29 protein-coding genes and 1 tRNA gene are annotated in these 23279 nt (G+C 37.2%); 20 read left to right on the plus strand and 10 right to left on the minus strand.

Annotated features, from left to right (window positions below; genetic code table 11):
• The first annotated feature begins 16 nt into the window (after nucleotides 1-16).
• From FS802_RS21705 to FS802_RS21730, 6 genes are all read left to right on the plus strand, one after another.
• Entirely contained in the window at nucleotides 17-823 is an 807-nt protein-coding gene (locus FS802_RS21705; protein WP_088060135.1) for a DUF368 domain-containing protein, read from the plus strand.
• Between the two features lie 228 nt (nucleotides 824-1051).
• Nucleotides 1052-1510 (plus strand): NUDIX hydrolase, encoded by a 459-nt coding sequence (locus FS802_RS21710; RefSeq protein WP_001190080.1) that lies wholly within the window; start codon nucleotides 1052-1054, stop codon nucleotides 1508-1510.
• Nucleotides 1511-1530: 20 nt separating this feature from the next.
• Entirely contained in the window at nucleotides 1531-2412 is an 882-nt protein-coding gene (gene rapZ / locus FS802_RS21715; RefSeq protein WP_000138461.1) for an RNase adapter RapZ, read from the plus strand.
• Nucleotides 2413-2415: 3 nt separating this feature from the next.
• Nucleotides 2416-3369, plus strand: coding sequence for a gluconeogenesis factor YvcK family protein (locus tag FS802_RS21720; RefSeq protein ID WP_144525458.1), 954 nt, complete (start codon nucleotides 2416-2418; stop codon nucleotides 3367-3369).
• Between the two features lie 89 nt (nucleotides 3370-3458).
• Nucleotides 3459-4409: a DNA-binding protein WhiA gene (gene whiA, locus FS802_RS21725; RefSeq protein WP_000006568.1), complete on the plus strand. Its 951-nt coding sequence runs from the start codon at nucleotides 3459-3461 to the stop codon at nucleotides 4407-4409.
• A 23-nt stretch (nucleotides 4410-4432) separates the two neighbouring features.
• The gene (locus FS802_RS21730) at nucleotides 4433-4681 is read left to right on the plus strand and encodes an HPr family phosphocarrier protein (RefSeq protein ID WP_000250305.1); all 249 of its coding nucleotides are present in this window, start codon (nucleotides 4433-4435) and stop codon (nucleotides 4679-4681) included.
• Nucleotides 4682-4929: 248 nt separating this feature from the next.
• Here the strand turns inward: FS802_RS21730 and clpP are convergent, their stop codons facing one another.
• From clpP to FS802_RS21770, 8 genes are all read right to left on the minus strand, one after another.
• Entirely contained in the window at nucleotides 4930-5511 is a 582-nt protein-coding gene (clpP, locus tag FS802_RS21735; protein ID WP_001049163.1) for an ATP-dependent Clp endopeptidase proteolytic subunit ClpP, read from the minus strand.
• Between the two features lie 240 nt (nucleotides 5512-5751).
• Nucleotides 5752-6621, minus strand: a complete 870-nt coding sequence (locus tag FS802_RS21740; RefSeq protein WP_098653725.1) for a DUF421 domain-containing protein — start codon at nucleotides 6619-6621, stop codon at nucleotides 5752-5754.
• Between the two features lie 20 nt (nucleotides 6622-6641).
• Entirely contained in the window at nucleotides 6642-6848 is a 207-nt protein-coding gene (locus tag FS802_RS21745) for a DUF1657 domain-containing protein (protein WP_088064786.1), read from the minus strand.
• A gap of 11 nt (nucleotides 6849-6859) precedes the next feature.
• Nucleotides 6860-7210, minus strand: a complete 351-nt coding sequence (gene spoVAE, locus FS802_RS21750) for a stage V sporulation protein AE (protein ID WP_000575919.1) — start codon at nucleotides 7208-7210, stop codon at nucleotides 6860-6862.
• Nucleotides 7207-8223 (minus strand): stage V sporulation protein AD, encoded by a 1017-nt coding sequence (gene spoVAD / locus FS802_RS21755; RefSeq protein WP_048563458.1) that lies wholly within the window; start codon nucleotides 8221-8223, stop codon nucleotides 7207-7209. Before spoVAD ends, spoVAE begins: the two co-directional genes overlap by 4 nt.
• The gene (gene spoVAC / locus FS802_RS21760) at nucleotides 8224-8700 is read right to left on the minus strand and encodes a stage V sporulation protein AC (RefSeq protein ID WP_000095399.1); all 477 of its coding nucleotides are present in this window, start codon (nucleotides 8698-8700) and stop codon (nucleotides 8224-8226) included. It lies immediately after the preceding gene.
• A gap of 29 nt (nucleotides 8701-8729) precedes the next feature.
• On the minus strand, nucleotides 8730-9215 hold the full coding sequence (locus tag FS802_RS21765; RefSeq protein WP_098653726.1) for a YhcN/YlaJ family sporulation lipoprotein: 486 nt from the start codon (nucleotides 9213-9215) through the stop codon (nucleotides 8730-8732).
• Between the two features lie 93 nt (nucleotides 9216-9308).
• Nucleotides 9309-9515, minus strand: coding sequence for a DUF1657 domain-containing protein (locus FS802_RS21770; protein ID WP_000216166.1), 207 nt, complete (start codon nucleotides 9513-9515; stop codon nucleotides 9309-9311).
• 205 nt (nucleotides 9516-9720) lie between these two features.
• Here FS802_RS21770 and FS802_RS21775 point away from each other — a divergent pair, with 205 nt between their 5' ends.
• The 6 genes from FS802_RS21775 to FS802_RS21795 all read left to right on the plus strand — a co-directional run bounded on the left by FS802_RS21775 (nucleotide 9721) and on the right by FS802_RS21795 (nucleotide 13802).
• Nucleotides 9721-10083: a YxeA family protein gene (locus tag FS802_RS21775; RefSeq protein WP_144525460.1), complete on the plus strand. Its 363-nt coding sequence runs from the start codon at nucleotides 9721-9723 to the stop codon at nucleotides 10081-10083.
• A 155-nt stretch (nucleotides 10084-10238) separates the two neighbouring features.
• Nucleotides 10239-10314, plus strand: a tRNA-Arg gene (locus tag FS802_RS21780).
• 228 nt (nucleotides 10315-10542) lie between these two features.
• Entirely contained in the window at nucleotides 10543-11523 is a 981-nt protein-coding gene (locus FS802_RS21785; RefSeq protein ID WP_144525462.1) for a tyrosine-type recombinase/integrase, read from the plus strand.
• A gap of 991 nt (nucleotides 11524-12514) precedes the next feature.
• Nucleotides 12515-12652: a hypothetical protein gene (locus FS802_RS31225; protein ID WP_172794968.1), complete on the plus strand. Its 138-nt coding sequence runs from the start codon at nucleotides 12515-12517 to the stop codon at nucleotides 12650-12652.
• Nucleotides 12653-12882: 230 nt separating this feature from the next.
• Nucleotides 12883-13182, plus strand: a complete 300-nt coding sequence (locus FS802_RS21790; protein WP_098505833.1) for a hypothetical protein — start codon at nucleotides 12883-12885, stop codon at nucleotides 13180-13182.
• A 239-nt stretch (nucleotides 13183-13421) separates the two neighbouring features.
• Nucleotides 13422-13802 carry a phBC6A51 family helix-turn-helix protein gene (locus FS802_RS21795; protein WP_098653727.1) on the plus strand — a complete coding sequence of 127 codons (381 nt, stop codon included), beginning with the start codon at nucleotides 13422-13424 and terminating at the stop codon, nucleotides 13800-13802.
• Between the two features lie 485 nt (nucleotides 13803-14287).
• On the opposite strand, the gene FS802_RS21800 is transcribed toward FS802_RS21795, so the two are convergent.
• A complete protein-coding gene (locus tag FS802_RS21800; protein WP_098653728.1) occupies nucleotides 14288-14542 on the minus strand; it encodes a DUF2790 domain-containing protein in 255 nt (84 codons plus the stop codon).
• Entirely contained in the window at nucleotides 14542-15636 is a 1095-nt protein-coding gene (locus FS802_RS21805) for a response regulator aspartate phosphatase (RefSeq protein WP_098653729.1), read from the minus strand. Before FS802_RS21805 ends, FS802_RS21800 begins: the two co-directional genes overlap by 1 nt.
• A gap of 225 nt (nucleotides 15637-15861) precedes the next feature.
• On the opposite strand from FS802_RS21805, the gene FS802_RS21810 reads away from it, so the two are divergent.
• From FS802_RS21810 to gap, 8 genes are all read left to right on the plus strand, one after another.
• Nucleotides 15862-17475 (plus strand): AHH domain-containing protein, encoded by a 1614-nt coding sequence (locus FS802_RS21810; protein WP_144525464.1) that lies wholly within the window; start codon nucleotides 15862-15864, stop codon nucleotides 17473-17475.
• A 39-nt stretch (nucleotides 17476-17514) separates the two neighbouring features.
• On the plus strand, nucleotides 17515-18084 hold the full coding sequence (locus FS802_RS21815; RefSeq protein ID WP_000708219.1) for an imm11 family protein: 570 nt from the start codon (nucleotides 17515-17517) through the stop codon (nucleotides 18082-18084).
• A gap of 37 nt (nucleotides 18085-18121) precedes the next feature.
• Entirely contained in the window at nucleotides 18122-18397 is a 276-nt protein-coding gene (locus FS802_RS21820) for a hypothetical protein (RefSeq protein WP_000380119.1), read from the plus strand.
• 419 nt (nucleotides 18398-18816) lie between these two features.
• Nucleotides 18817-19113 (plus strand): hypothetical protein, encoded by a 297-nt coding sequence (locus FS802_RS21825; RefSeq protein WP_098653617.1) that lies wholly within the window; start codon nucleotides 18817-18819, stop codon nucleotides 19111-19113.
• 272 nt (nucleotides 19114-19385) lie between these two features.
• Entirely contained in the window at nucleotides 19386-20693 is a 1308-nt protein-coding gene (gene rpoN / locus FS802_RS21830; protein ID WP_098653616.1) for an RNA polymerase factor sigma-54, read from the plus strand.
• A 9-nt stretch (nucleotides 20694-20702) separates the two neighbouring features.
• Nucleotides 20703-20948, plus strand: coding sequence for a glutaredoxin family protein (locus FS802_RS21835; RefSeq protein ID WP_000869735.1), 246 nt, complete (start codon nucleotides 20703-20705; stop codon nucleotides 20946-20948).
• A 135-nt stretch (nucleotides 20949-21083) separates the two neighbouring features.
• A complete protein-coding gene (gene cggR / locus FS802_RS21840; protein WP_001258183.1) occupies nucleotides 21084-22112 on the plus strand; it encodes a gapA transcriptional regulator CggR in 1029 nt (342 codons plus the stop codon).
• A 26-nt stretch (nucleotides 22113-22138) separates the two neighbouring features.
• Nucleotides 22139-23143, plus strand: a complete 1005-nt coding sequence (gap, locus tag FS802_RS21845; protein ID WP_000161234.1) for a type I glyceraldehyde-3-phosphate dehydrogenase — start codon at nucleotides 22139-22141, stop codon at nucleotides 23141-23143.
• Nucleotides 23144-23279 lie beyond the last annotated feature (136 nt).

Consider the following 23279-nt stretch of genomic DNA (forward strand, 5'->3'; position numbering starts at 1 on the left):
GAGGAATTTATTCAGTATGGAATGGCGTAATATATATCGTGGATTTTGTATGGGCGTTAGTGATTTAATTCCTGGTGTGAGCGGCGGTACAATCGCTGTTGTGTTAGGGATTTATGAACAATTGCTTGCGGCAATTAGTGGATTCTTTAGTCGCGAATGGAAAAAACATTTAGGCTTTTTAATTCCCCTTGCAGCTGGTGTGGCAGCAGCGTTTTTAACGTTAAGTCACGTTATTAAATATTTACTTGCAAATCATTATGAACCGACTCAATTTTTCTTCCTCGGTTTAATTATTAGTATATTACCGATGTTAATGAGAGAAGCTGATGCAAAGTCTTCGTTTAAAGGTAAGCACATTGTTTTATTAATAGTTGCAGCAATTCTTGTTGCGATCACAGCTTTCTTTAAACCGGATAAGGCAGCAGATCCAATTACGACGTTAACAATTTTAAATGCAATTGGTTTATTTTTCGCGGGCTGGATGGCTAGTATGGCTATGTTGCTTCCTGGAATTAGCGGATCATTTATTTTATTAATTATTGGTGTGTATCCGACAGCAATTAATGCTTTAACTACACTGAACTTACCTTTAATCGTAGTTATCGGTGCCGGTGTTATGGCGGGGTTTGTTGTAAGTAGTAAAGGAATTAGTTTCTTGTTAGATCGTTATAAAAGTATGACATTTGCGGTAATTATTGGACTTGTTATCGGCTCAATCGTAATTGTGTTCCCGGGTATTCCAACTGGAGGATTTTCAATTATAAGTTCAATTATTACCTTTATTTTAGGATTTGCGATTGTTACTTATTTCGGTAAGAAATAAGGACTTTAATCCCCTTGGCGATAAAAATCGTTAAGGGGATTTTTCATGCTATTCATTGAAAGTCTAGGCATTTACATTGCTTGTTCTAGAAAGCTTTTTTAAAATTGTTGCGTAGCATGTGCTTAGCGAAAGAGGACTGGCTCCTTCGTTGTAGCAAACTGTTTTTGATAGTATAATGAAATGAGTATGCGGTGAGAAATTTACTGCAAGTAGCTGAGGTGAAGAAACATGCAAAGAGTGACAAACTGTGTGTTAATTAGAGATAATGAAGTACTCTTACTCCAAAAACCTCGCCGAAATTGGTGGGTTGCACCAGGCGGGAAAATGGAGCGTGGTGAGACAGTAAGAGATTCCGTTGTTCGCGAGTATCGTGAAGAAACAGGTATTTATTTAAAGAACCCAGCGTTAAAAGGGGTCTTCACCTTTGTCATCCAAGAAGGTGATAAAGTTGTTTCTGAATGGATGATGTTCTCCTTTTTAGCGACAGATTTTGCAGGAGAAAACAAACTAGAGAGCGAAGAAGGCATCATTGGCTGGCATACATTTGACAAAATTGATGATTTAGCAATGGCACCAGGAGATTATCACATTATTGATTATTTAATTAAAGGAAATGGCATAATCTACGGTACATTTGTATATACCCCAGATTTTGAGTTGCTTTCATATCGATTAGATCCGAGTTAAACCGTCAAGGAGAGGATACGATGACAGAGAATAATGATATAAAAATGGTAATTATTACAGGAATGTCTGGAGCTGGTAAGACAGTAGCTTTACAAAGTTTTGAAGATTTAGGATATTTCTGTGTAGATAATTTACCACCGATGTTATTGCCGAAGTTTATTGAGCTTATGGCGGATTCAAAAGGGAAAATGAATAAAGTGGCACTTGGCGTTGATTTACGTGGCCGAGAGTTTTTCGAACATTTATGGGGAGCACTTGATGATTTATCAGAACGTACATGGATTATTCCTCATATTTTATTCTTAGATGCGAAAGATGGCACGCTTGTAACTCGCTATAAAGAAACGAGACGTTCGCATCCACTTGCACCAACTGGTTTGCCGTTAAAGGGAATCGAGATGGAGCGTGGTTTATTAACTGATATGAAGGCACGAGCGAATATTGTGCTGGATACATCGGATTTAAAACCGAAAGAATTACGTGAAAAAATTGTTCATCTGTTTTCAACTGAAACTGAGCAAGCATTTCGTGTAAATGTTATGTCATTTGGATTTAAGTACGGTATTCCAATTGATGCCGATTTAGTATTTGATGTTCGTTTTTTACCAAATCCATATTACATTCCACATATGAAGCCATTAACAGGACTAGATGAAGAAGTTTCATCGTATGTGCTGAAATTTAATGAGACACATAAGTTTTTAGAAAAATTGACGGATCTTATTACTTTCATGCTGCCTCATTATAAAAGAGAAGGCAAGAGTCAACTTGTAATTGCAATTGGATGTACAGGTGGACAGCATCGTTCTGTTACGCTTACAGAATACCTTGGGAAACATTTGAAACCAGAGTATAGCGTTCATGTATCTCATCGTGATGTGGAGAAGAGAAAGGGCCATTAAGGGATGAAAAAAGAGAGAAAACCTAAAATTGTTATCATGGGAGGCGGTACTGGACTCTCTGTTTTATTACGAGGATTAAAACAATATCCGGTTGATATTACAGCAGTTGTTACAATCGCTGATGATGGTGGCAGTTCAGGTAGATTACGTGATGAGCTCGAAATTCCACCCCCAGGTGACATTCGTAACGTACTTGTTGCGTTATCAGATGTAGAGCCGCTGGTGGAAGCTTTATTTCAGCATCGTTTCACAACGGGAGACGGGCTGAAAGGTCATGCGTTAGGAAATTTATTATTAGCGGGTATGACCTCGATTACAGGAGACTTCTTCCATGCGATTACGGAAACGAGTAAAGTGTTAAATGTCAGAGGACGTGTGTTACCGGCAGCGAACCAAAGTGCAGTACTTCATGCGGAACTAGAAGGTGGAGAAATTGTAACAGGTGAATCAAAGATTCCTTATTCCGGGAAGAAGATTAACCGCGTCTTTTTAACTCCAGAAGATGTAGAGCCGTTACATGAAACGTTGGCTGAAATTAAACGAGCTGATTTACTTGTTTTTGGTCCAGGAAGTTTGTATACGAGTATATTACCGAATTTAGTGGTTAACAAAATCGGGGACGCTGTTCTTGCTGCAAAAGCGAAGAAGGTATATGTGTGTAATGTTATGACGCAAGCTGGTGAAACGATGGGATATACTGCGTTTGACCATGTGCAGGCGTTACATGATCATTTAGGTAAACCATTTATCGATACTGCAATTGTAAATAACCGTGATATTCCTTGTGAATTACGTCAGTTATATGAGGAAGAACTGTCGGCACCAGTTGTAGTAGATGAAGAGCGTTTTACAGAGAGTAATATTGATGTCATTCAAGATCAATTAGCGAAGTATGATGATCGTGTTGTAAGGCACGATACATTAAAACTAGCTTCTATTTTATATTCACTGTTGTAGATGTGCGTTGCCTCGTTTGAGGTAACGCTCATCATTTCATATAGGACAAGATTTTTGTTCCAAAGTAATCGTATAAGGAGGTGTTGACTGTGTCATTTGCATCAGAAACAAAGAAAGAGCTAACGAATCTTGAGGTGAAGGAATGCTGTGAGAAAGCAGAATTATCAGCGTTACTTCGAATGAACGGATCGCTTTCTTTTTCAAACCGTCGTCTATCTATCGATATTCAAACGGAGAATGCGGCAATCGCAAGAAGGATTTATACGCTTTTGAAAAAAGGATATGACGTGACGGTAGAATTACTTGTTCGTAAAAAAATGCGATTGAAGAAAAATAATGTATATATTGTGCGGCTTGTTGAGAAGTCTCGCGAAATATTAGCTGATCTTCATATTGTTCGAGACGACTTTTCGTTTATCCGAAATATATCACAAGAATTGATTGAGAAGAAATGTTGTAAACGATCGTATTTACGTGGTGCATTTTTAGCAGGTGGTTCAGTAAATAACCCAGAAACATCATCTTATCATTTAGAGGTCTTTTCGTTATATAAGGAACATAATGATGCTATATGTGAACTGATGAACGGATTTGATTTAAATAGTAAGACGTTGGAAAGAAGAAAAGGGTACATTACGTATTTGAAAGAAGCAGAAAAGATTACGGAGTTTTTAAATATTATAGGCGCTCATAATGCACTTTTAAGATTTGAAGATATTCGAATCGTTCGAGATATGCGTAATTCAGTAAATCGTTTAGTGAACTGCGAAACGGCCAATTTAAATAAAACAATTGGTGCAGCGCTAAGGCAGATTGAAAATATCCGTTATATTGATGAGACGGTTGGTCTTGATATATTACCAGATAAACTGCGAGAAATTGCACAATTACGAAGAGATTATCAAGATGTAACATTGAAAGAGTTAGGCGAGATGGTATCCGGGGGGAAAATTAGTAAATCGGGTATTAATCATCGTTTGCGTAAAATCGATGAGATTGCAGAGAAATTACGCGCGGGGGAAACGGTAGCAAAAAAATAAGAGGTTAAAGGGGAAATGGAGCTGTGGTTCAAAAACGAGTTAAGGTTTCATTAAAAAACGGTTTACAAGCACGTCCGGCTGCGTTGTTTGTACAGGAGGCCAATCGCTTTCATGCGGATATCTTCATCGAGAAAGATGGAAAGACAGTGAATGCAAAGAGCATAATGGGGATTATGAGCTTAGCAATTGGAACTGGTAGCATGATAACAATTACAACAGAAGGTTCAGATGCAGAAGAAGCTTTAGAAGCATTAGCTGCATATATACAATAAGAAGCTATCGCGCATGTGCGATAGCTTTTTTGTTTTGTTGTTTTTTTGTTTGTCTGTGGGGGTATGCACGTGCGGAGGTTTGGCCATAAAAAAGCGCCCTATTATAGGGCGCTTCCGCTTTAAATGTATCCAGCTCCAGCGGCTAGAATGGTCGGTGGCTTCGCTTCTTCCGACGAGGTAAAAAGCACCTCTTTGTCAGAAGCTCCATCCTCCTCCCATTCTAAACGAGCCGCTTCCGCTTTTAAGTATTAACGATTTGTAAAGATCTTATCGATTAAGCCGTATTCTAGAGCTCTTTCAGCTGTCATGAAGTTGTCGCGGTCTGTGTCGCGTTGTAGTACTTCAAGTGGTTGACCTGTGCGGTCAGCAAGAATTTGGTTTAGTTTTTCACGTAAGAATAGGATACGTTTTGCAGCGATTTCGATTTCAGTCGCTTGACCTTGTGCTCCACCAAGTGGTTGGTGAATCATTACTTCACTGTTTGGAAGTGCATAACGTTTTCCTTTTTCACCTGCTGCAAGTAAGAATGCACCCATAGATGCAGCCATACCGATACAGATTGTTGATACTTGTGGTTTAATAAATTGCATTGTATCGTAAATTGCCATACCTGCTGTGATAGAACCACCAGGGCTATTGATGTAGATGTGAATATCTTTTTCTGGATCTTGAGATTCCAAGAATAAAAGCTGGGAAACGATTGAGTTAGCTACGTTGTCATCAATTGCACTACCAAGCATAATGATGCGGTCTTTTAATAGTCGAGAGTAAATATCGTAAGCGCGTTCTCCACGATTTGTTTGTTCAATTACTGTAGGAATTAAATTCATCTGTTATTTCCTCCTTCTAAAGCTTTCTTAGTCTTATAATACAATTATGGTCAATAAAGGTCAAACGAAACCACTTTAAATCAAAAAAATATGTAGTTGTACCATGAATTATTCGCTATGTTTTTGAAATTCCCTGCTTATGTATCTTCAACATCATAACCGAATTACATAAATTTAAACGTCATGAAATCTATAGTAAAAAGAAAAGAACGCCTTTTTACTGAAGCGTTCTTGCGATATCTATTCTTTTAAAAGATAGGTTACTTTATTTAAAATCTTTTCGATGTGTTTCGCGTTTTTACTATACATTTCGCTTGCTGATTTCGACTTTGTTTCTAGGGAAAATAGTTCAAGATCAGCATGACATTTTTTTAAAGATGCTAATAATAAAGGCTTGTTTTGAGGAGAAGGCATTTGTAGTTTGTCATTATAAATGTCGATAGTAAGTTGTCCGTATGAATCCACTTGACCGAGAAAGACATTTTCAATAACAACACCGAGCTTTTCTAGTTCAGAATGTAACCAAGCACGGTTATGTCCACTAGAGGATAGAGGTTCATCTAAGACATTGCCATCCATAATAACAGTTTGCGGTTCTTTTTCATTTGGTACTTTTAACCCGATGTCTTTTGCTGTAAGTGGCTGAGAATCTTTCTTTAATAATACATTTAATTCTCCGCTCGGTTCTAAGACAGCAAATTCGACTTCAGCTACGCTGAACGCACTTTTTCCTCGGAGTAGTTCAAGTAATTCGTCACTTGTATATTTTTCTTTCTTTAAGTTATCTTCGAGTATTTTTCCATCTTTTATTAATACGGTAGATTTCCCTTCAAAGAAGTCCCGAGCTGTTTTGTTCTTTAAGGAGAGGATTCCTGTGAAAAAAGGTACCGCAGCGAAAATGAGTATCGCAAAGACGCCGTGGAAAAATTTTGAATCGAGCCCTGTAGATACTTGGGCAGCGATGTCACCGATTGTCATTCCGGCTATGTATTCAAAAAAGGAGAGCTGAGAGATTTGTCTTTTCCCTAACCATTTCGTAATAGCGAATAAAATAATTAATATGAATACAGAGCGAAGAATGACAAGTGTCCATTCTGGCAGGTGAGACATAGTCATTTCCTCCAGTCTACTTAAAACCCTTTATATTGAGGTTCTTCACGTTCTAATAATGAAACTCTATTCTGTAAATCAGCGATGATGCTGTCCATTTCTAACATACATTCATGAAATACGCGTTTTGATTCCGCGTCCTGTGAATTTAGTGAAAGGGAGCTTAAACTTGCTTGAGCGCCCCTTACACTAGCAAGGCAGGTTTTAACGCTAGCGATAACTGTCATACAAACACCTCTTATCCTTTCGGTTTGAATAGCAATGCGCCAATAAAGCCGAAAATAATAGCTGCGGATACACCGGCGCTCGTTACTTTAAACATTCCCGTAATGACACCGACGATGCCGTGTTTTGCGGCTTCTTCCATTGCGCCGTGAACGAGGGCATTACCGAAACTTGTAATAGGTACAGTTGCCCCGGCTCCAGCAAAGTCGATTAATGGTTCATACAGGTTGAATCCGTCCAGTATAGCACCGGCAACAACGAGTGTTGCCATTGTATGAGCGGGTGTTAGCTTGCCAACATCAAACATAAGTTGGCCGATTACACATATGAGTCCGCCAATGACGAAAGCCCAGAAAAAAATCATTGCGTTACACCTCCAAATTCAATCGAAACGGCGTGAGCGATACATGGAATCGTTTCTTCTTGTTGGAATGTAAGTGGAGATAGTAAAGCGCCTGTCGCAACGACAAGTATTTTTTTGAACTCTCCTCTTTTCATTCGGTTTAATAAATGACCGTATACAACTGTTGCAGAACATCCTGGTCCGCTAGCACCAGCTATGACAGGTTGTCCTTCTCTATAGATGAGTAGCCCGCAATCTTGAAACTGTTCGCTTGTCACTTTTGTTCCGTGTTTATGTAGTAAGTCATAAGCAATTTCGCGTCCGACATGTCCTAGGTCGCCTGTTACGATTAAATCGTAGTAAGAGGCATCAATTTGGCGTTCGCGCAAGTGGGCTTCAATTGTATCGACGGCAGCTGGAGCCATCGCACCGCCCATATTAAATGGATCCGTTAGTCCCATATCAACCACTCGTCCGATTGTTGCAGATGTTACCCTAGGACCATGTCCAGTGTCACTTAAAATAGCCGCGCCTGCCCCGGTTACTGTCCATTGTGCGGTAGGAGGCTTTTGACCGCCGTATTCAGTTGGATAGCGGAATTGTTTTTCTACCGCGGTGTTATGGCTTGATGCCCCAGTTAATAAATATTTTGCACCTTTTGCATTTACGATACTTGCCCCAAGTGCTAAACCTTCCATAGAAGTAGAACAAGCACCGAATAATCCAAGATAAGGAGTGCCGAGTGTACGACAAGCAAAGCTTGTAGGAGTAATTTGATTAATTAAATCTCCTGCAAGTACGAATTGGATATCATCTTTACGAAGTTCTGCTTTTTCAGTAGCTCGGCTACAAGCTTCTTCGAATAAAATTTTATGTGCTTTTTCATAGGAATCCTGTCCGAGCCATAAATCTTCATGAAGGATATCGAAGTCTTCTGGGATTTTCCCTTTCGCTTCAAATGGTCCGCCAACGACTCCTGTCGAAATAATAACTGGTTTGTTTTCAAATACCCACGTTCGGTGTCCTTGTAACATTTATAGCCCTCCCCATTGAACGAGAATCGTTTTAATAAGTGCGATGACGAAAGCCGAAAATACACCAAACAAAATAACGGATCCAGCTAATTTAAACATGTTACCGCCAACACCAAGGACGAACCCTTCCGTTCGGTGTTCGATACATGCGGCAATAACAGAGTTACCAAATCCAGTGACAGGTACAGCTGTGCCTGCTCCAGCAAACTGCCCAAAGCGATCATATATACCGAAACCAGTTAGTAACATGGAAATGAAAATGAGAGTTGCGACTGTTGGATTTCCTGCTGAACGCTCAGTGAAATCAAAATATGTGATATAAAACGTAGAAATGAGTTGTCCGATGAAGCAAATAAAACCACCGACGAAAAAGGCTTTAATACAATTTTTCAAGACAGGGCGCTTCGGTTCGCGTTCTTGCTCGAATTTTTTATACTCTTGTTGCACAGGGGTTAAGTTCTTATCTTTACTAGACATTGCGATCCTTCCTTTTCTATTAAAAAGCGTTAAGTGTTAGACTCCATTTTTTTCCCAATGAGTTTTAATTGCTTATTGATCTCGTCTTTAGATACTTCTTTTTTCTTGATTTTGCTCTCAAGCTTTTCGAGTAACATAAAGATTTTTTTATCTGTACTTACACGAACATCGAAAGTAGGATGTTCATCACTTAGTTGCTTTTGAAGCTTCTTACGCAAAGCTTTTAATCCAAACCTTTCGTGATGCTCAGGTAGAACTGCTATGTAGAGATCTAAATTTGAATTAACTGCTGTGCTTTTTATAATTTCATCCATAGCGAGAGCCCTTTTCTTGGCTCCTTGTGATATAGATTGATTAAAGGATTCCGTACTCGTCTTTGTTAGTTTGGGACCTTTTTCTTTCTCCGTTCGTTTTGCTTCTTCTTTCACTTTTTTATCTAAGGGACTATTATCACATCCGGCAAAAGAGCTACATAGAAGGGCAAATAACGCGGTTATGAGGCCGAGTTTTCGCATGATTATCATTCCATTTCTATTGCAATATGTAATGTGATAGAAAAAGGATGACTGCATATCATCCTTTTTCTATTTCACAGCATGACTAATTCGTTATTGCTGTGAGTATTGTGGTTCTTCTTGTTGGACTTCTTCAACGCGTGGGTTTAAAGAATCGATAATCGTTTGCGTTTGTTGCGCAGCTGTTTGGAAAAGTTGCTTTGCTTGTTGGTTATCCGTATCAAGAGCGAATCCCTCTAAGCTAGCTTGTGCACTTTTTAATCCAGAAACAGTTTGCTTTAGTTTTGTAATTACAGTCATTGAATGAAGCCCCCTTTGGAATATCAATTCAAAGATTATAATTTGTGAGTTGGGGTGAATTTATGATTGGGAATTTTAGGGATGTATCATGTTTAAATTACAATTTTGTAATGAATATGTAAGGATAAGCGATAGTGGAAAAAAACTATTTCTCCTAGAATAAAGAAGGTAAAACAAGTTAGAAGGATATTTTAAGGAGAGAAAAATGAAAAAAATATTATTAGGTTTAATTGGAATATTTATATTAGTTATTGGTGTGGCAAGCTTTTCTCATAATGAGATAACAGATAGGTATAATCCGCTTGTAAAAGAGGACTTTGTATATGTAAAAGCGAAAGAATCGGGTCGACTATCCAGAGTAGGTAAGGTAGCTGGAGACTATAAACTTACTGGTTATTACGCTTCAGGTGAAGGAAGAGACGTTAAGTTTTATGCACCCCGTGGGCTTAGAGAGGGAGCATATGTAAAGGTTAAGACGAAAGGGGAATATATTGAAACATATCAAGAAGTACAGCCTAATGAAATCCCAAAAGAGATTAAAGAGAAATTAGATAAATTAGATAAATAAGATGGGTAAGAATTGCCTCCTAAATGTAGAAATTAGGGGGCGTTTTCATGTAGAAAATAGCTTATATATAATGTGCTATCAAAGAGTTTTTATTGATTTAAATGGTTTTTATTGCTATTATTATGAAGAGAAAATAGAGTGTAATTTATAATCATGCGCCCATAGCTCAGTCGGATAGAGCGGTGGTTTCCGGTACCACGTCTGCCGGGGGTTCGAATCCCTCTGGGTGCGTTATTTATCGTTAAAGTCTTGCTATATCTACATTCTTTTAAGAAATACTTTGGATAACCGTCATACATTTAGCGTTACTATGACACGTTCTATTCCAAAACGGAAAGAATTACGGTATTAAGTAAGCAGCACTCAACAGCGTGAAGAACGTGTTGAAAATTAATAGTAAATCTAGGGAAACCCCTTGTATGTGATTAGAAATAATCGTGTACAGGGGGTTTTTTCGTTATGAAAAGAATTAAAAGGCGTGCTATTGGAAAACGTCGCGATGTTGATACGGATATTGTCCTATATAAGCCATCTATTACTGTTAATAGGGCTTTAGAACGTGTAATGGACATTTATGTAGCCGAAGGGTACAGAGAACGTACTATAAGCGATTATAGAATGTTTTGGACGGAGTTTATTAAGATAATTGACCGGCAGTTAATTACAGATGTTACGAAAGAGGATATAAGGAAGTACGTGAATCAACTGCTAAAAGAAAGAAAGTTATCGCCTGTGACAGTTAATATTCGCATATCTGCTATTAGGGCAATTTTTAATCGTTTGGAAAAAGAAACGGTTATTGAAAATAATCCTGTGTTGGGTGTTAGAAAGTTAAAGGTAGATGAACAAAAAATTTATACTTTGACCGACAATCAAATAAAACGCCTATTCGCGATGATTGATAAGACTTCTTATGCGGGCTATAGAGATTATGTAGCTATGCTGGTAATGCTTAAATGTGGCTTGCGTATCAACGAAGTCAATACATTAGACATCAATGACGTTGACTTTGATAATGGCGTTATTTTATTGCCTGGTAGAAAAAACAAGAACCGAAAAAGTAGGGTAATTCCAATGTCTAAAAAGGTTCAAAATGAGTTGGCCCAACTAGTAACAGAAACAAGAGAGTATTTTGAAGGGTTGGGAACTGCTGTATTCGTTAATTCGTTTGGTGAACCTTTAAAATACGACCATATACGTAAAAGAATGAATTACTATGGGAAGCAAGCTGGTTTGAATAAAGAATGTAGATGTTCACCACATAGTTTACGCCATACTTTTGCTGTTAATTTTTTAAAGAATGGTGGGGATATAAGGACGTTAAGTCTTATTTTGGGTCATAGTGATTTATCGACTACACAGGTGTATTTAAGTTATTCAGATACTCACGTAGTTGAACAATATATGAAGGCTAGTGATAACGATAATTTAGAGGTTTAGAACAAAGAAAAAGTCCCCGACGGCAATCGGAGACTCAAAACAATTCAAATTCAAAACTAAATAACGGATATTCCGTACATTCAGCACCTCCATTATAAATTTTTGAAAAATATAATGCAAGAGGTCTAGTTTCTTATTGCCTTTTTTAGGTGATTAGTGGCGTTGGTGTGTGGTAATTCCGAACGTGGAATTGCCTGATACCACGTAAATAAAAACTGATAAGCTGTAATTCCGTGCTGCATACATCTATTTAGCGGGAACGTGTTACGGCGTGGCTAGCTGTTGGTCGTGCAGGGGGTACAGAGTATACGCCTACAAAAACAGCACCCCTCATTGGAATCCTGTTCTTCTATTGAGGGAGGGCGAGAACTTGCCCAGGGACGATTCCCTAAAAGGTTCGGGTGGTTATCGTTAGCATTACGGTGCTAGGGAGTGCATTCAGTTTGTCGTGTAGGGACGATATTACAAGGACAAGCCATAGAAAAAGGGTGTATATGATGAAAGTCATTGAGTGAACAGGGCAAGCATACGGACACTGCATAACGCAAGCCATGTTAGCACTTATCCCTTCTAGCTTTCTTAGTTATTTTTAACTTTGAAAAACTAGGGGATAACTATGCTATCAGCCGTTTCTACAATCCCCGCTTCACCATGTCAAAGGGCGTTAAAAACCGTCAAGTGATTTATTCCACTATCCACGGCTAGAGGACAATTAAAGTAGCTACCACTAACTAAGATAGAGGAAAATAAGGATTAAACGGTATATAGATGAAGAACTATTAGTCAAAATGAGAGAAAGAGAATAAAAATAGAATTATAGAAATATTTTACATAGAAACACTTGTTTGTTTAGAAATAATCTGAGATAATATAGAAGGTTCATTTAATTTGCAACCATCAACCGCTTTTAAAGTGGTCGCCATTTGCATGAATTATAAAGGGATTTTTTAATTTATATCGAAAATGCTGTACAAATAGGTGGTGGTTGTATATGTTCAAGTTCTTCTATAAGAAGGATTCAGATACAACAGAAATATCTTTTCATGTTAATTTTGAAGTGATTATTTCTGCTGTAGTAGGGTCTGGTGCAACTTTTGAATTTATTAAACAACTGTTAATGAACATATAGCAACTTGAAAAAGGAATGTGGAGATAATCCATGTTCCTTTTTCTATTTTTAAAGCGATTTAAATGTGATTAGTAGTACAATTCCTTCCCTAAATCTTTCAACATGCACAGATAGTCCGAAATAGGAAAACTGATATAAGAAGTACACCTATAGGTTAAAAAATAACCTAGCAGCTTAGGAGGCAATTAATGGTAGAATGGGGTGAAAATGTTTAAAGGGGGGGAAGTATTATGGCTTTTATAAGGGCATATCGTACATTACATGAAGACACACTTGGCTATTTTCAATATAAAGGAGAATGCGTTCAAGCTATGGTGAATGAGGGATTTCCTGTAGTATCGAGTGTAATTGTGGTTGATGCATGGGGATTTCAATTTAGCGAATTAGAGGATATTGAAGTTTATCAATCAATTGCTAGAAGATACAAAGAAAAGGGGTTAATTAGCCCTGTAGCAGCTGCAACGGCTTTAGATGAAGAAATGAAAATGATTCATAATACTAGAGTAAAAAATATATTAAAACGTAAGTAATTAACTAGTACATCTATACTTCTATTAGTTTAATACTATTATGTGGGTTATGGCGTTATAGTCGTTATTACTGTATTACTGTATATATAGTAGTGTATATTATTCCCGTTAGTTAATTACAATATAGAATGCGTAAAACATGATACATTTTTGGCACTTTCTAAGAAACTTTTTATTCTTTTTCGTCTGTTCCCATTTTTCTCATAGAAGAAACTCGTCACAAAAGGAGGAAAAAGGCCATGAAATCGGGCTTAACCGCGTTACAAGAAAATTACGTAGAACTAATGCTAGACGGCGTTGTAAGGACTAATCAAGCGTACGCAGACATACTAGGTTGTGACATTCGCACTATTTACAAGATGAAACAAAATGAAAAATTATCCCGTGAGATTGAACGCAGGGCTGACATTTCTCTAAAAACTTCCCTAAGTAATGCCTACGGCGTTTTAGAAGACATTCTATTTAGCGGGGGTTCAACAAACGGGGAGAAGCTAAAGGCCCTAGACCTATACCTTAAAACACAGGGCAAGCTAAAGGAGAAGCAGGACGTAGACACTACTATCACAGTGAAGGATGCGGACACAGCAGCAGCAGAGTTAGATAGACTACTAGGTATGTAGTATATATGTATAGGTAGTATGTATGTGTATGTGGTACAGCATAGTACGTATGGTAACACGCTGTTCGGGTGTGTGTGGTGCATAGTGTGTGTGGTGTGATGGTGCATGGTTGGTACGTTGTGTGTGTGCATGTGATGTGTGTGTATGATGATACGAAGCGAATCGAACAGCGTGTTCCGTTCGATGTGTTATTGAGTGACATATGGGACGTGGTATATAGGCCCTTCCCAGGTGCATATGCAATGCCATTTTCGCACGCATTTCGCAACCTTGAACCGCAACACCCACCACCCCGGGGGGTACGGGGCTGTATAGGCCCTATCCGACCTCTTAACAATTTTTTTATAATTTTCGGTACGTTGCCGTTGTCTGACAACCATGTGCTAGTGATTATCAGAAAGTACATGAAGCAATGCAGCAGTTAATAGAAAAACACGGTAAAACAAAAAAGCCATACAAGTAGTATGACTTTCTTTGCGAAACAATTAAGCTTTTGGTGCAGGTGGTCGTCCGTGGTCATAAGCAGGTGAACCAGTGTTACCATCAGCTATACCCCAAGGTTCTCCGTGTGTGTAAGATGGAGACCAACCTTCTCCATGTGTATATTCAGGAGAACCACCAGTATGACCGTGATTATACGCTAAGCCAGGCTTTTGTGGTGCAGGTGTGTCACCCTCAGCCATTGCTAAGAAACTAAATGCCGTAACCGTTAAAAGTAGTGCTGTTTTAAGTTTTTTCATTACACTAACGCCCCTTTTTCTTCATATTTCTTTCTTGCTTCATTACTCATGTAAAAATACTTGCTTGCTTTCTTCTCGTTCTCTTCCTTATAAAACATAGTTGCTAATAGTTCCGTATATTCTTGTACGCAACGTGTTAAATTTTCTGCTTCGAAGTAAGAAATTCCTTCTAAAATAATACTTTCCAACGTTAGAGAATCAGAACCATTATTCATTTCCTTCAGGATATTAAAACGGTGCACGTATTCCTTATTTTCTATCTTAGTACAAGCTGCAAGTCCTTTTTCAATTAGTGTATTAACCTTGTTGTGTTCGCCCAATTTATAATATTCCCTAGCCTGTAAGAATATAGCTTTATAATGGTTTGGAAGATGTTCTGTAACTTCTGATAAATGACGAATAGCTAAATCTGAAAGGTTTTGATTTGCGTATAACCAACCTAAATTATTTCTAATACGTAACAGTAGTTCATTGTTATTAATCACTTTAACAATGTCAATCGCTTTATTTAAATGTTCTTCTGCTTGTTCAAATTGTCTTATCTGAATACACGTTAATCCTAGAACGTTTTCGCATAAAGCAATGTTAATGTTATAACAGTTAGTTTTGCTGAAAAAGTCTTTTGCTTTGTTAGCATATGAAATAGATGGTAGGGGTTTATAAGTTTGGTAATAGAAAGATGCCAACCTATAATTAAATTCTGCTTCTTCTACTTCGGCAGCCACATACATTAAAAGTTTTTCTGCTTTTTCAAAATGTTTCCCACCTTCATTGTAGTCTGCAAGAATTGTGCTGTGAATAGCTTTGAAGAAGTGATAATAATAAGTTAGAAAGCTATTTTCAGGTATATCAAAGGAGTTAATTTCATTAAAGCTGTCTTTTGTAATGTTAAGTCCATCGGTTAGCACTTTATATCTAAAGTTTAATAATGAATAGTATAATAATAAATTTTTATCTTCTTTTATACTGGAAAGCTTATCTTCAACTTCTTGTTTTAAGTTTGTTGCTTGAATATTTTGATGTTGTAGTATAGCTTGATACCAGTCATTAAATAACTTTGAAATCTGTTCATTCCCCTTCACTGGAACACGCATGTAATCCCTTCCTTTTCTGAATAGTCTTACATTAAATAATAGCAAGAATAGAATATAATGGAAATTCAATTTTGATATTTCTCAATATTTGTTTAACAATTTTATTTTAAAAGAAGAAATTCATTAATTCATTGTGTTTAGTAAATTCAAACATTTGGCACAGTGGGGAATTTAACATGGTATAATTTTCTTATAAAATACTGTATAAAGAAGGAAGGGCAATTCATGAGTTTAAATATGTATTTGGGAGAAGTACAAAGCCAAACTCAAAGCATGAATGCTGTATGTAACGCTACCATTCAAGGTATGGAACAAGTCATTCAGTCAATTGATGCCTTTGCAATTGATACTGTGTTACAAGGACAAACTTATAGCAGTGCAAAATCATTTTTTGTACAAACCTTTCGTCCTTTAGCACAAGGAATCATTTACTTATGTGAAGAATTAATCCGTCAGAATGATGCTTTTCCAAGTCAATTTCAATCACAAGTATCTACAACAGATGTTATTGAACAAGAAATATTAGAACAAATTCGAGAAATTGACCGCATGATAGCAAGTACAGAAGCACTCAATCAAACTATACCAATCTCAGGCATGGACGCTATGGTAAATATTTTTGCTGTCATGAAACGTAAACTGCAAGAAAAATTAGAACATCTATATGAATTTAATTATACTTCTAATAGTAATTATGATACAGCACTTCAACTAGCTGCTAGCATTGCGACAGGTTTGGCGGAAGTTCAAAGTGGAAAAGGATTTAGTCCTGCAAGTGGTACATTTAGTACACAAGGGTTGAATATGGAATGGACAACTTCAATTCAAGCAATTACAGAAGAGAGGGCACGACAAGCTGCCAATTCAATTGAAGCAGGTGCGATGTGTGGTAAGCTACCTGAAAAATCTACTGGTGAAAAAATTTGGGACGGTATTGTAGATGGTACGGGACAAGCAGTTAGCGATACAATAGACGGAATAAAAGCTTTAGGAGATTGGGAAACGTGGGAAAACATGGGGAACGCTGCTTTGCACCCTATTGATACCCTTAGTACCATGTATAATGCATTGTCGGATTCATTTATTAATGATGTAATAAATGGTGACGCAGAAAGTCGGGCAAAGTGGGGAAGCTATGCTTTAACTCAAGTTGGGTTAGGTCTTATTGGTGATAAAGGGTTAAGTAAAGTTACTACAATAGCAAAGGGTGCAAAGTTTTCCACAGGCATCTCTGCTGTTGCGAATAAATTACCGCTGACAGACCGCGTTGCATTCGCAGGTGCTAGTGGCTTTGGAAGTAATCAGATAAAAACTTTTGAAGCTTTACAAGAAGCCCGTGATACATTTATATTTTCCAAAACTGGTGGAAAAACTAGAGTTAAAGATGTACAAGAGGTAATCCAAGATTACGCAGATAAGGTTCTTGATAAAGTAGATGTAAAAAATGAGTATCCCGATTCGTATACAGCATCTCAAAAATTGCGTGCAGAACTTAAAGAAGCAGGAATTGAACCACCACCGTATCCTAATGCGGCACATCATATTGTACCTTGGAATGATGGTAGGGCTGTGGAAGTACAGGAATTATTAAAAGAGATTGGAATACACCATGATGCTGCTGTTAATGGGGTATTTTTACCGTATAAAGTGAATGATTATGTGACCACTGAAGTATTGCATATAGGTAGTCATTCTAAAGAGTATATAAGAGAAGTAACAGAACGACTAAATAGTGTTATGGAAATGGGTGGTACTCAAGCTGATGTAGCTGAAGTTTTACACAAAATAAGACAAGATTTATTAGAAGGTAAGATAAGATTAAATGAACCAAAGAAATAATTATATATCAGTTAACAAATTGTAAAGGAGAATATACATATGAAAATTTGGCGATTAAAAAGTTCAACTGATGATTATCAAACTTTTCAATTATTAAATTATGAAGAGGACAAGAAATATTTTAAAAACGATTTTAATTCCAAAGTAAGTTTGTCAGATTCATGGACAGTTAAATTTATTGAGATTATAGATGAAGGGTATCAAAGTGATTGTCCTATTTTTTGGGGGAAATCTGGTGTACAAATAATTAGTGAGAAAGCTAAAGGAGTATTAGAACCCTTAGTAGGCAATAATGTTGAATTTTTACCATTAATTCATAAAACAACAAACGAAAAGTACTATGCTATTCATGTTTTACGTGTATTAAATGCACTTGATATTAATAATACAATATTTGAAAAGTTAAGTTCAGGTTTAATAATAGGCTGTGAAAAATTTGTATTTATTCCTAGTGTTGTTCAAAATGAAACGATTTTTAAATTGTATATAAATGAAAAAATTCATCCGAACTATCTGTTGGTATCAGATGAATTTAGAAATGCAGTTTTAGAGAGTGATTTAAAAGGCTTTGAATTTGTAGAGGTATGGGATTCAAAAGCGGACATGTAAAAGAAAGTCCTTAAAATAACTGATAGGAGTTAACAGCATGGACACAAAAGTTTCAGAAATCCTAAGAATGTTAGACAATTATGAGGGGAATGAGAAAGAAATTTTTGAACAGATTCAAGCTAAAGCAATGGTTAAATATAAACAATGTGAAGAAATGATAGATACGATACTTAATAATAAGTCTAGAACTGAAACAGAAAAACATGAAGCTATAATGAATATGATAGGGCATATCTTCACTTGTGGGGTTTCTTATGGAACTGTTCAAATTCCATTAGCAATGATTGAGAAACATCAATCGTCTACGCATTAATTTATATTTTAAAATAAAGGTGAAACAATAGAAGAAATGAAATTAATATTGAAAAAAGTACGTAAGCGATTTATAATCGAAATAGTTTAGCATACATAACGTTGTATGTTCATGTCAAAAAAAATCATTTCTAAATTACATGCAAGGTAAAACCTTGATTTTACTGATAATTTTACATAACCGTTACCGTTTGGTTTCCGGTACCACGTCTGCCGGGGGTTCGAATCCCTCTGGGCGCGTTATGTATTGTTGGTGTTATGTGTTGAAAATAGATAGTAAATTTAAAACAACCTCTTGTATGTGATTAGAAATAATCGTGTATAGGGGGTTTTTGTTATGGCCCTACAAGGTTCTTCTGTTAATTTTGTAATGAGTTTATACTAAAATTATCTAAAACTTATAGTATGAGGGGATTGCAGGTGCGTAAAATTAGTGGATATTTAAGCATTTTAGGGGATAACGAACGTAGAACCGTTGCTGTATCTGATTCTGGTGAAATTACAGGCGATGAGATGTTGAAATTCATGTTAAATATGGAATTGCACTATAAAGAAATTGATAGGGATTGTTTTGGACCTAGTCACTATTTGCCTAGCGGAGGCTACCATAAGGATTTCATAGCGATTGTCTTTACGGCTGAAATGATGTTAGACGAAATGGAATTAGAGGGTGAATGGCCTGCTGAAGAAGGGGATGTTATATTTAACGAAGCATAATGAATCTATCTGCATAAAAAGGTCTGCACTTACAAATATAAGTGCAGACCTTTTTTATTAATGCTTGTTATATCTGATAATAAGATTTACTATTAGTATGTGGTAATAATTTTTATCGCGCTATTATTTTCTTTCAATATTATTCAAATTTCGGTTGTAAGTTGTAAATCTCATTAATACATATAAATTAATAATATTTTGGAATGGGTGTCTGTGATAGCATTCTCCTTTTACCAAACTTATTGTACAATAGAAACAAGGGGGAGATTAGTTTGAAGGCAAGTCTTTTACAAGAACAAAGCTTACGTTTGGCAATGACACAAGAGTTAAGGCAAGCGATTACAATGCTCCAGTATAATGTACAAGAATTATCGGAGTTTTTGTATGAGCAATCGTTAGAGAATCCCCTTATTGAGTTAGGTGGTTTTGAGAGGGAGAAGAAAAAGAGCTCTAACAACAGTAAAAGTACCAGCAAACAAGTCGAGAATCAGATGGAAATCTACAGTGTGGATTCAACAACGATTCAACAACATTTATTAAATCAAATACAGTATTATAAAATAGATGAAGAAGAGAGAAAATTAGCTTCTTTCATTATTATGAACATGGATGGAAATGGGTATTTACAAGAAACGAACGAAGAGTTAGCGGAGCTCCTTTCCGCACCGATCCATGTAGTCGACCGCTCTGTAGAGCTTGTCCAATCACTCGAGCCAGCAGGGGTAGGAGCGCGTAATATTCAGGAATGTCTAACTTTGCAATTGAAGCGCTTACAAAGACGGAATGGATTAGCGGAAGAGGTTATAGAGGATCACTTCGCTTATTTCGTGAAGAAAGATTGGCGAAAGCTCGTTCAAGTGTTGAAGTGTAGTAATGAAGAATTGCAATCGGCGGTGAACTGTATTACGTCATTACAGCCGAAACCAGGTCTTGCGTTTTCTTCTGATAAACCACTTTATATTGTGCCTGATATGGCGGTGAAAAAAGATGGTGATCGTCTCGTTTTACAAATGAACGAGAGAAATATGCCGAGAATTGAAATTCATTCTGAGTATAGTGCGCTTCTGAATAATAGTGAAAGTGAAGTAGCATCTTACGTATCAGAAAAGTATCAGCATGTGCAGTGGATTATGCGCAGTTTAAAACAGAGAAAACAAACGCTTCTGCAAGTGATGACTATTATTATGGAAAAACAACGTGATTTCTTCTGGGAAGGTCCAGAATATTTAAAACCGCTTGCTTTAAAAGAGGTAGCGGAAGAGTTAAGTGTGCATGAATCTACAATTAGTCGTGCAACGCGAAATAAATATGTGCAAACACCACACGGTTTATTTGAGATGAAATCGTTCTTTAGTAATGCTGTTTCGACTACTGAGGATGAAGCAGTTTCTACAAAGCGTGTGAAACGATTTATCCAAATGCTTGTTGAGGCAGAGAATAAGAAAAAGCCACTTTCAGATCAAAAGATTTCAAAATTATTAGAAGAAGAGCATGAAATCATTATTTCTCGAAGAACAGTGGCGAAGTATAGAGAACAAATGCACATTCCAGCGTCATCATTACGAAAAACGATCGGATAGGTGAAGAATATGAAAGTTGTACTGTATACAAAAAAAGATTGTGGCCTTTGCGTGCAGGCGAAACAAGTTTTACAGGAAGTACAATATGAATATTCTTTTCAAATCGAGGAAATAGATATATATGAAGATAATGACCTTTTGGAGAAGTATCATTTAATGATTCCGGTTGTAGAAATAGGCGGGAAACAGGTAGAATATGGTAACATTCACAAAGGTGTCATAATAAACTATATAAACAATGCAGTTAAGAGTTGAATAAGTTTCTATCTCCTGTTACAATAATACACGTAGCAGGGATTATTTTTTTAACCTATGTGGGACACAAAATGTCACTACGGGACGTAAAGTGACCACGAGGAAAAATGAACCAATGTAGTGAGGAGAAAAGATATGCGCTCATGGATTCAGAACACAAAAAAATTATTACCTGATCTGCTACCTGTTATGCAAACGAGAATGCAAATTCTTCAATACATTAGGCTCATGCAGCCGATTGGAAGAAGAAACTTGTCAGCAAGTCTCGGTATGACAGAACGAGTATTGCGAAGTGAAGTTCAAGTTTTGAAAGAACAAAACTTAGTTCACGTCGCTTCTTCTGGAATGACTTTGACAGAAGAAGGAACAGCTTTAGTTCTTGCTTTGGAAGACTTTATGAAAGAAATTTCCGGGTTAAAGGTTTTAGAAAAACAACTTAAGGAAACATTAGACTTGGATGAAGTTTTCGTTGTCCCTGGTGATAGTGATGAATCACCTTGGGTCAAACTGGAGATGGGCCGTGCTTGTGTGACTTGTATAAAAGACCGTCTGACAGCGAATAATATCGTTGCTGTGGCTGGAGGAACTACGCTAGCTGCTGCTGCGGACATGATGCAGCTTGATTGCAAAGATTTACATATGCTATTTGTCCCAGCGCGTGGTGGAATTGGAGAGGGCGTCGAATTAGAAGCCAATACCATTTGTGCCAAGATGGCGCAAAATACGATGAGTAATTATCGCTTATTGTATGTTCCAGACCATGTTAGTAGCGAAGCATATGCGTCTATTGTGACAGAGCCTTCCGTGAAAGAAGTTCTTGAGTTGATTCGATCTTCCAATATCGTCATTCATGGAATAGGTGATGCGTTAACAATGGCACGTCGCAGAAATACTTCAGAAGCAGATTGGTTAAAGATTCAAGCAAGCGAAGCAGTAGGCGAAGCTTTCGGTTACTACTTTAATGAACAAGGAAATGTTGTTCATAAAGTAAGAACAGTTGGTATGCAACTTGAGGATTTACAACATGTATCTCACGTTGTTGCAGTCGCTGGAGGTTCTTCAAAGGCAAAGGCAATACAGGCTGTAATTAAACAAGGGCACACTTCAATTCTAATTACAGATGAAGGTGCAGCAAAACAGTTAACAAAGGGTATTACCCTTTAATATAATCCCCCAAGGAGGAAATTCAAATGACTAAAATTGGTATTAATGGATTTGGACGTATCGGACGTAACGTATTCCGCGCAGCTCTTAACAACTCTGAGGTAGAAGTAGTAGCAATCAACGACTTAACAGATGCTAAAACATTAGCTCACCTTTTAAAATATGACACAGTTCACGGAACTTTAAATGCAGAAGTATCTGCTAACGAAAACAGCATCGTTGTTAACGGTAAAGAAATTAAAGTTATCGCTGAGCGTGACCCAGCTCAATTACCATGGAGCGACTACGGAGTAGAAGTAGTAGTAGAATCTACTGGCCGTTTCACTAAAAAATCAGACGCTGAAAAACACTTAGGTGGATCAGTTAAGAAAGTTATCATCTCAGCTCCAGCTTCTGACGAAGATATCACTGTAGTTATGGGTGTTAACCACGAACAATACGATGCAGCTAACCACAACGTAGTATCTAACGCTTCTTGTACTACAAACTGTCTAGCTCCATTCGCTAAAGTATTAAACGAAAAATTCGGCGTAAAACGCGGAATGATGACAACAATTCACTCTTACACTAACGACCAACAAATCTTAGACTTACCACACAAAGATTTACGTCGTGCTCGTGCAGCAGCTGAAAACATGATCCCAACATCTACTGGTGCAGCTAAAGCTGTAGCATTAGTATTACCAGAACTTAAAGGTAAATTAAACGGTGGCGCTGTACGTGTTCCAACTGCTAACGTTTCTCTTGTTGACTTAGTTGTTGAACTTGACAAAGAAGTAACAGTTGAAGATGTAAACGCAGCATTCAAAGCAGCAGCTGAAGGCGAATTAAAAGGTATCCTTGGATACAGCGAAGAGCCATTAGTATCTATCGACTATAACGGATGTACAGCTTCTTCTACAATCGATGCATTATCTACAATGGTAATGGAAGGTAACATGGTTAAAGTACTTTCTTGGTACGATAACGAAACTGGTTACTCTAACCGCGTAGTAGACCTAGCAGCATACATGACTTCTAAAGGTCTTTAATTCTTAATTATATAAGTAATCAATGACAAAACGAGGGAGAGGGTTTGTTCCCTCTCTCTCTTCTTTCGTTTTAAAAGCAAATGTGTTAAGCTTTTGAGTGGGTTTTGTCAATCCTAACTAGTAGTCGGAGGGAAAT

This window comes from Bacillus sp. DE0042, assembly GCF_007680225.1.
In the GTDB taxonomy this organism is placed as follows: domain Bacteria; phylum Bacillota; class Bacilli; order Bacillales; family Bacillaceae_G; genus Bacillus_A; species Bacillus_A wiedmannii.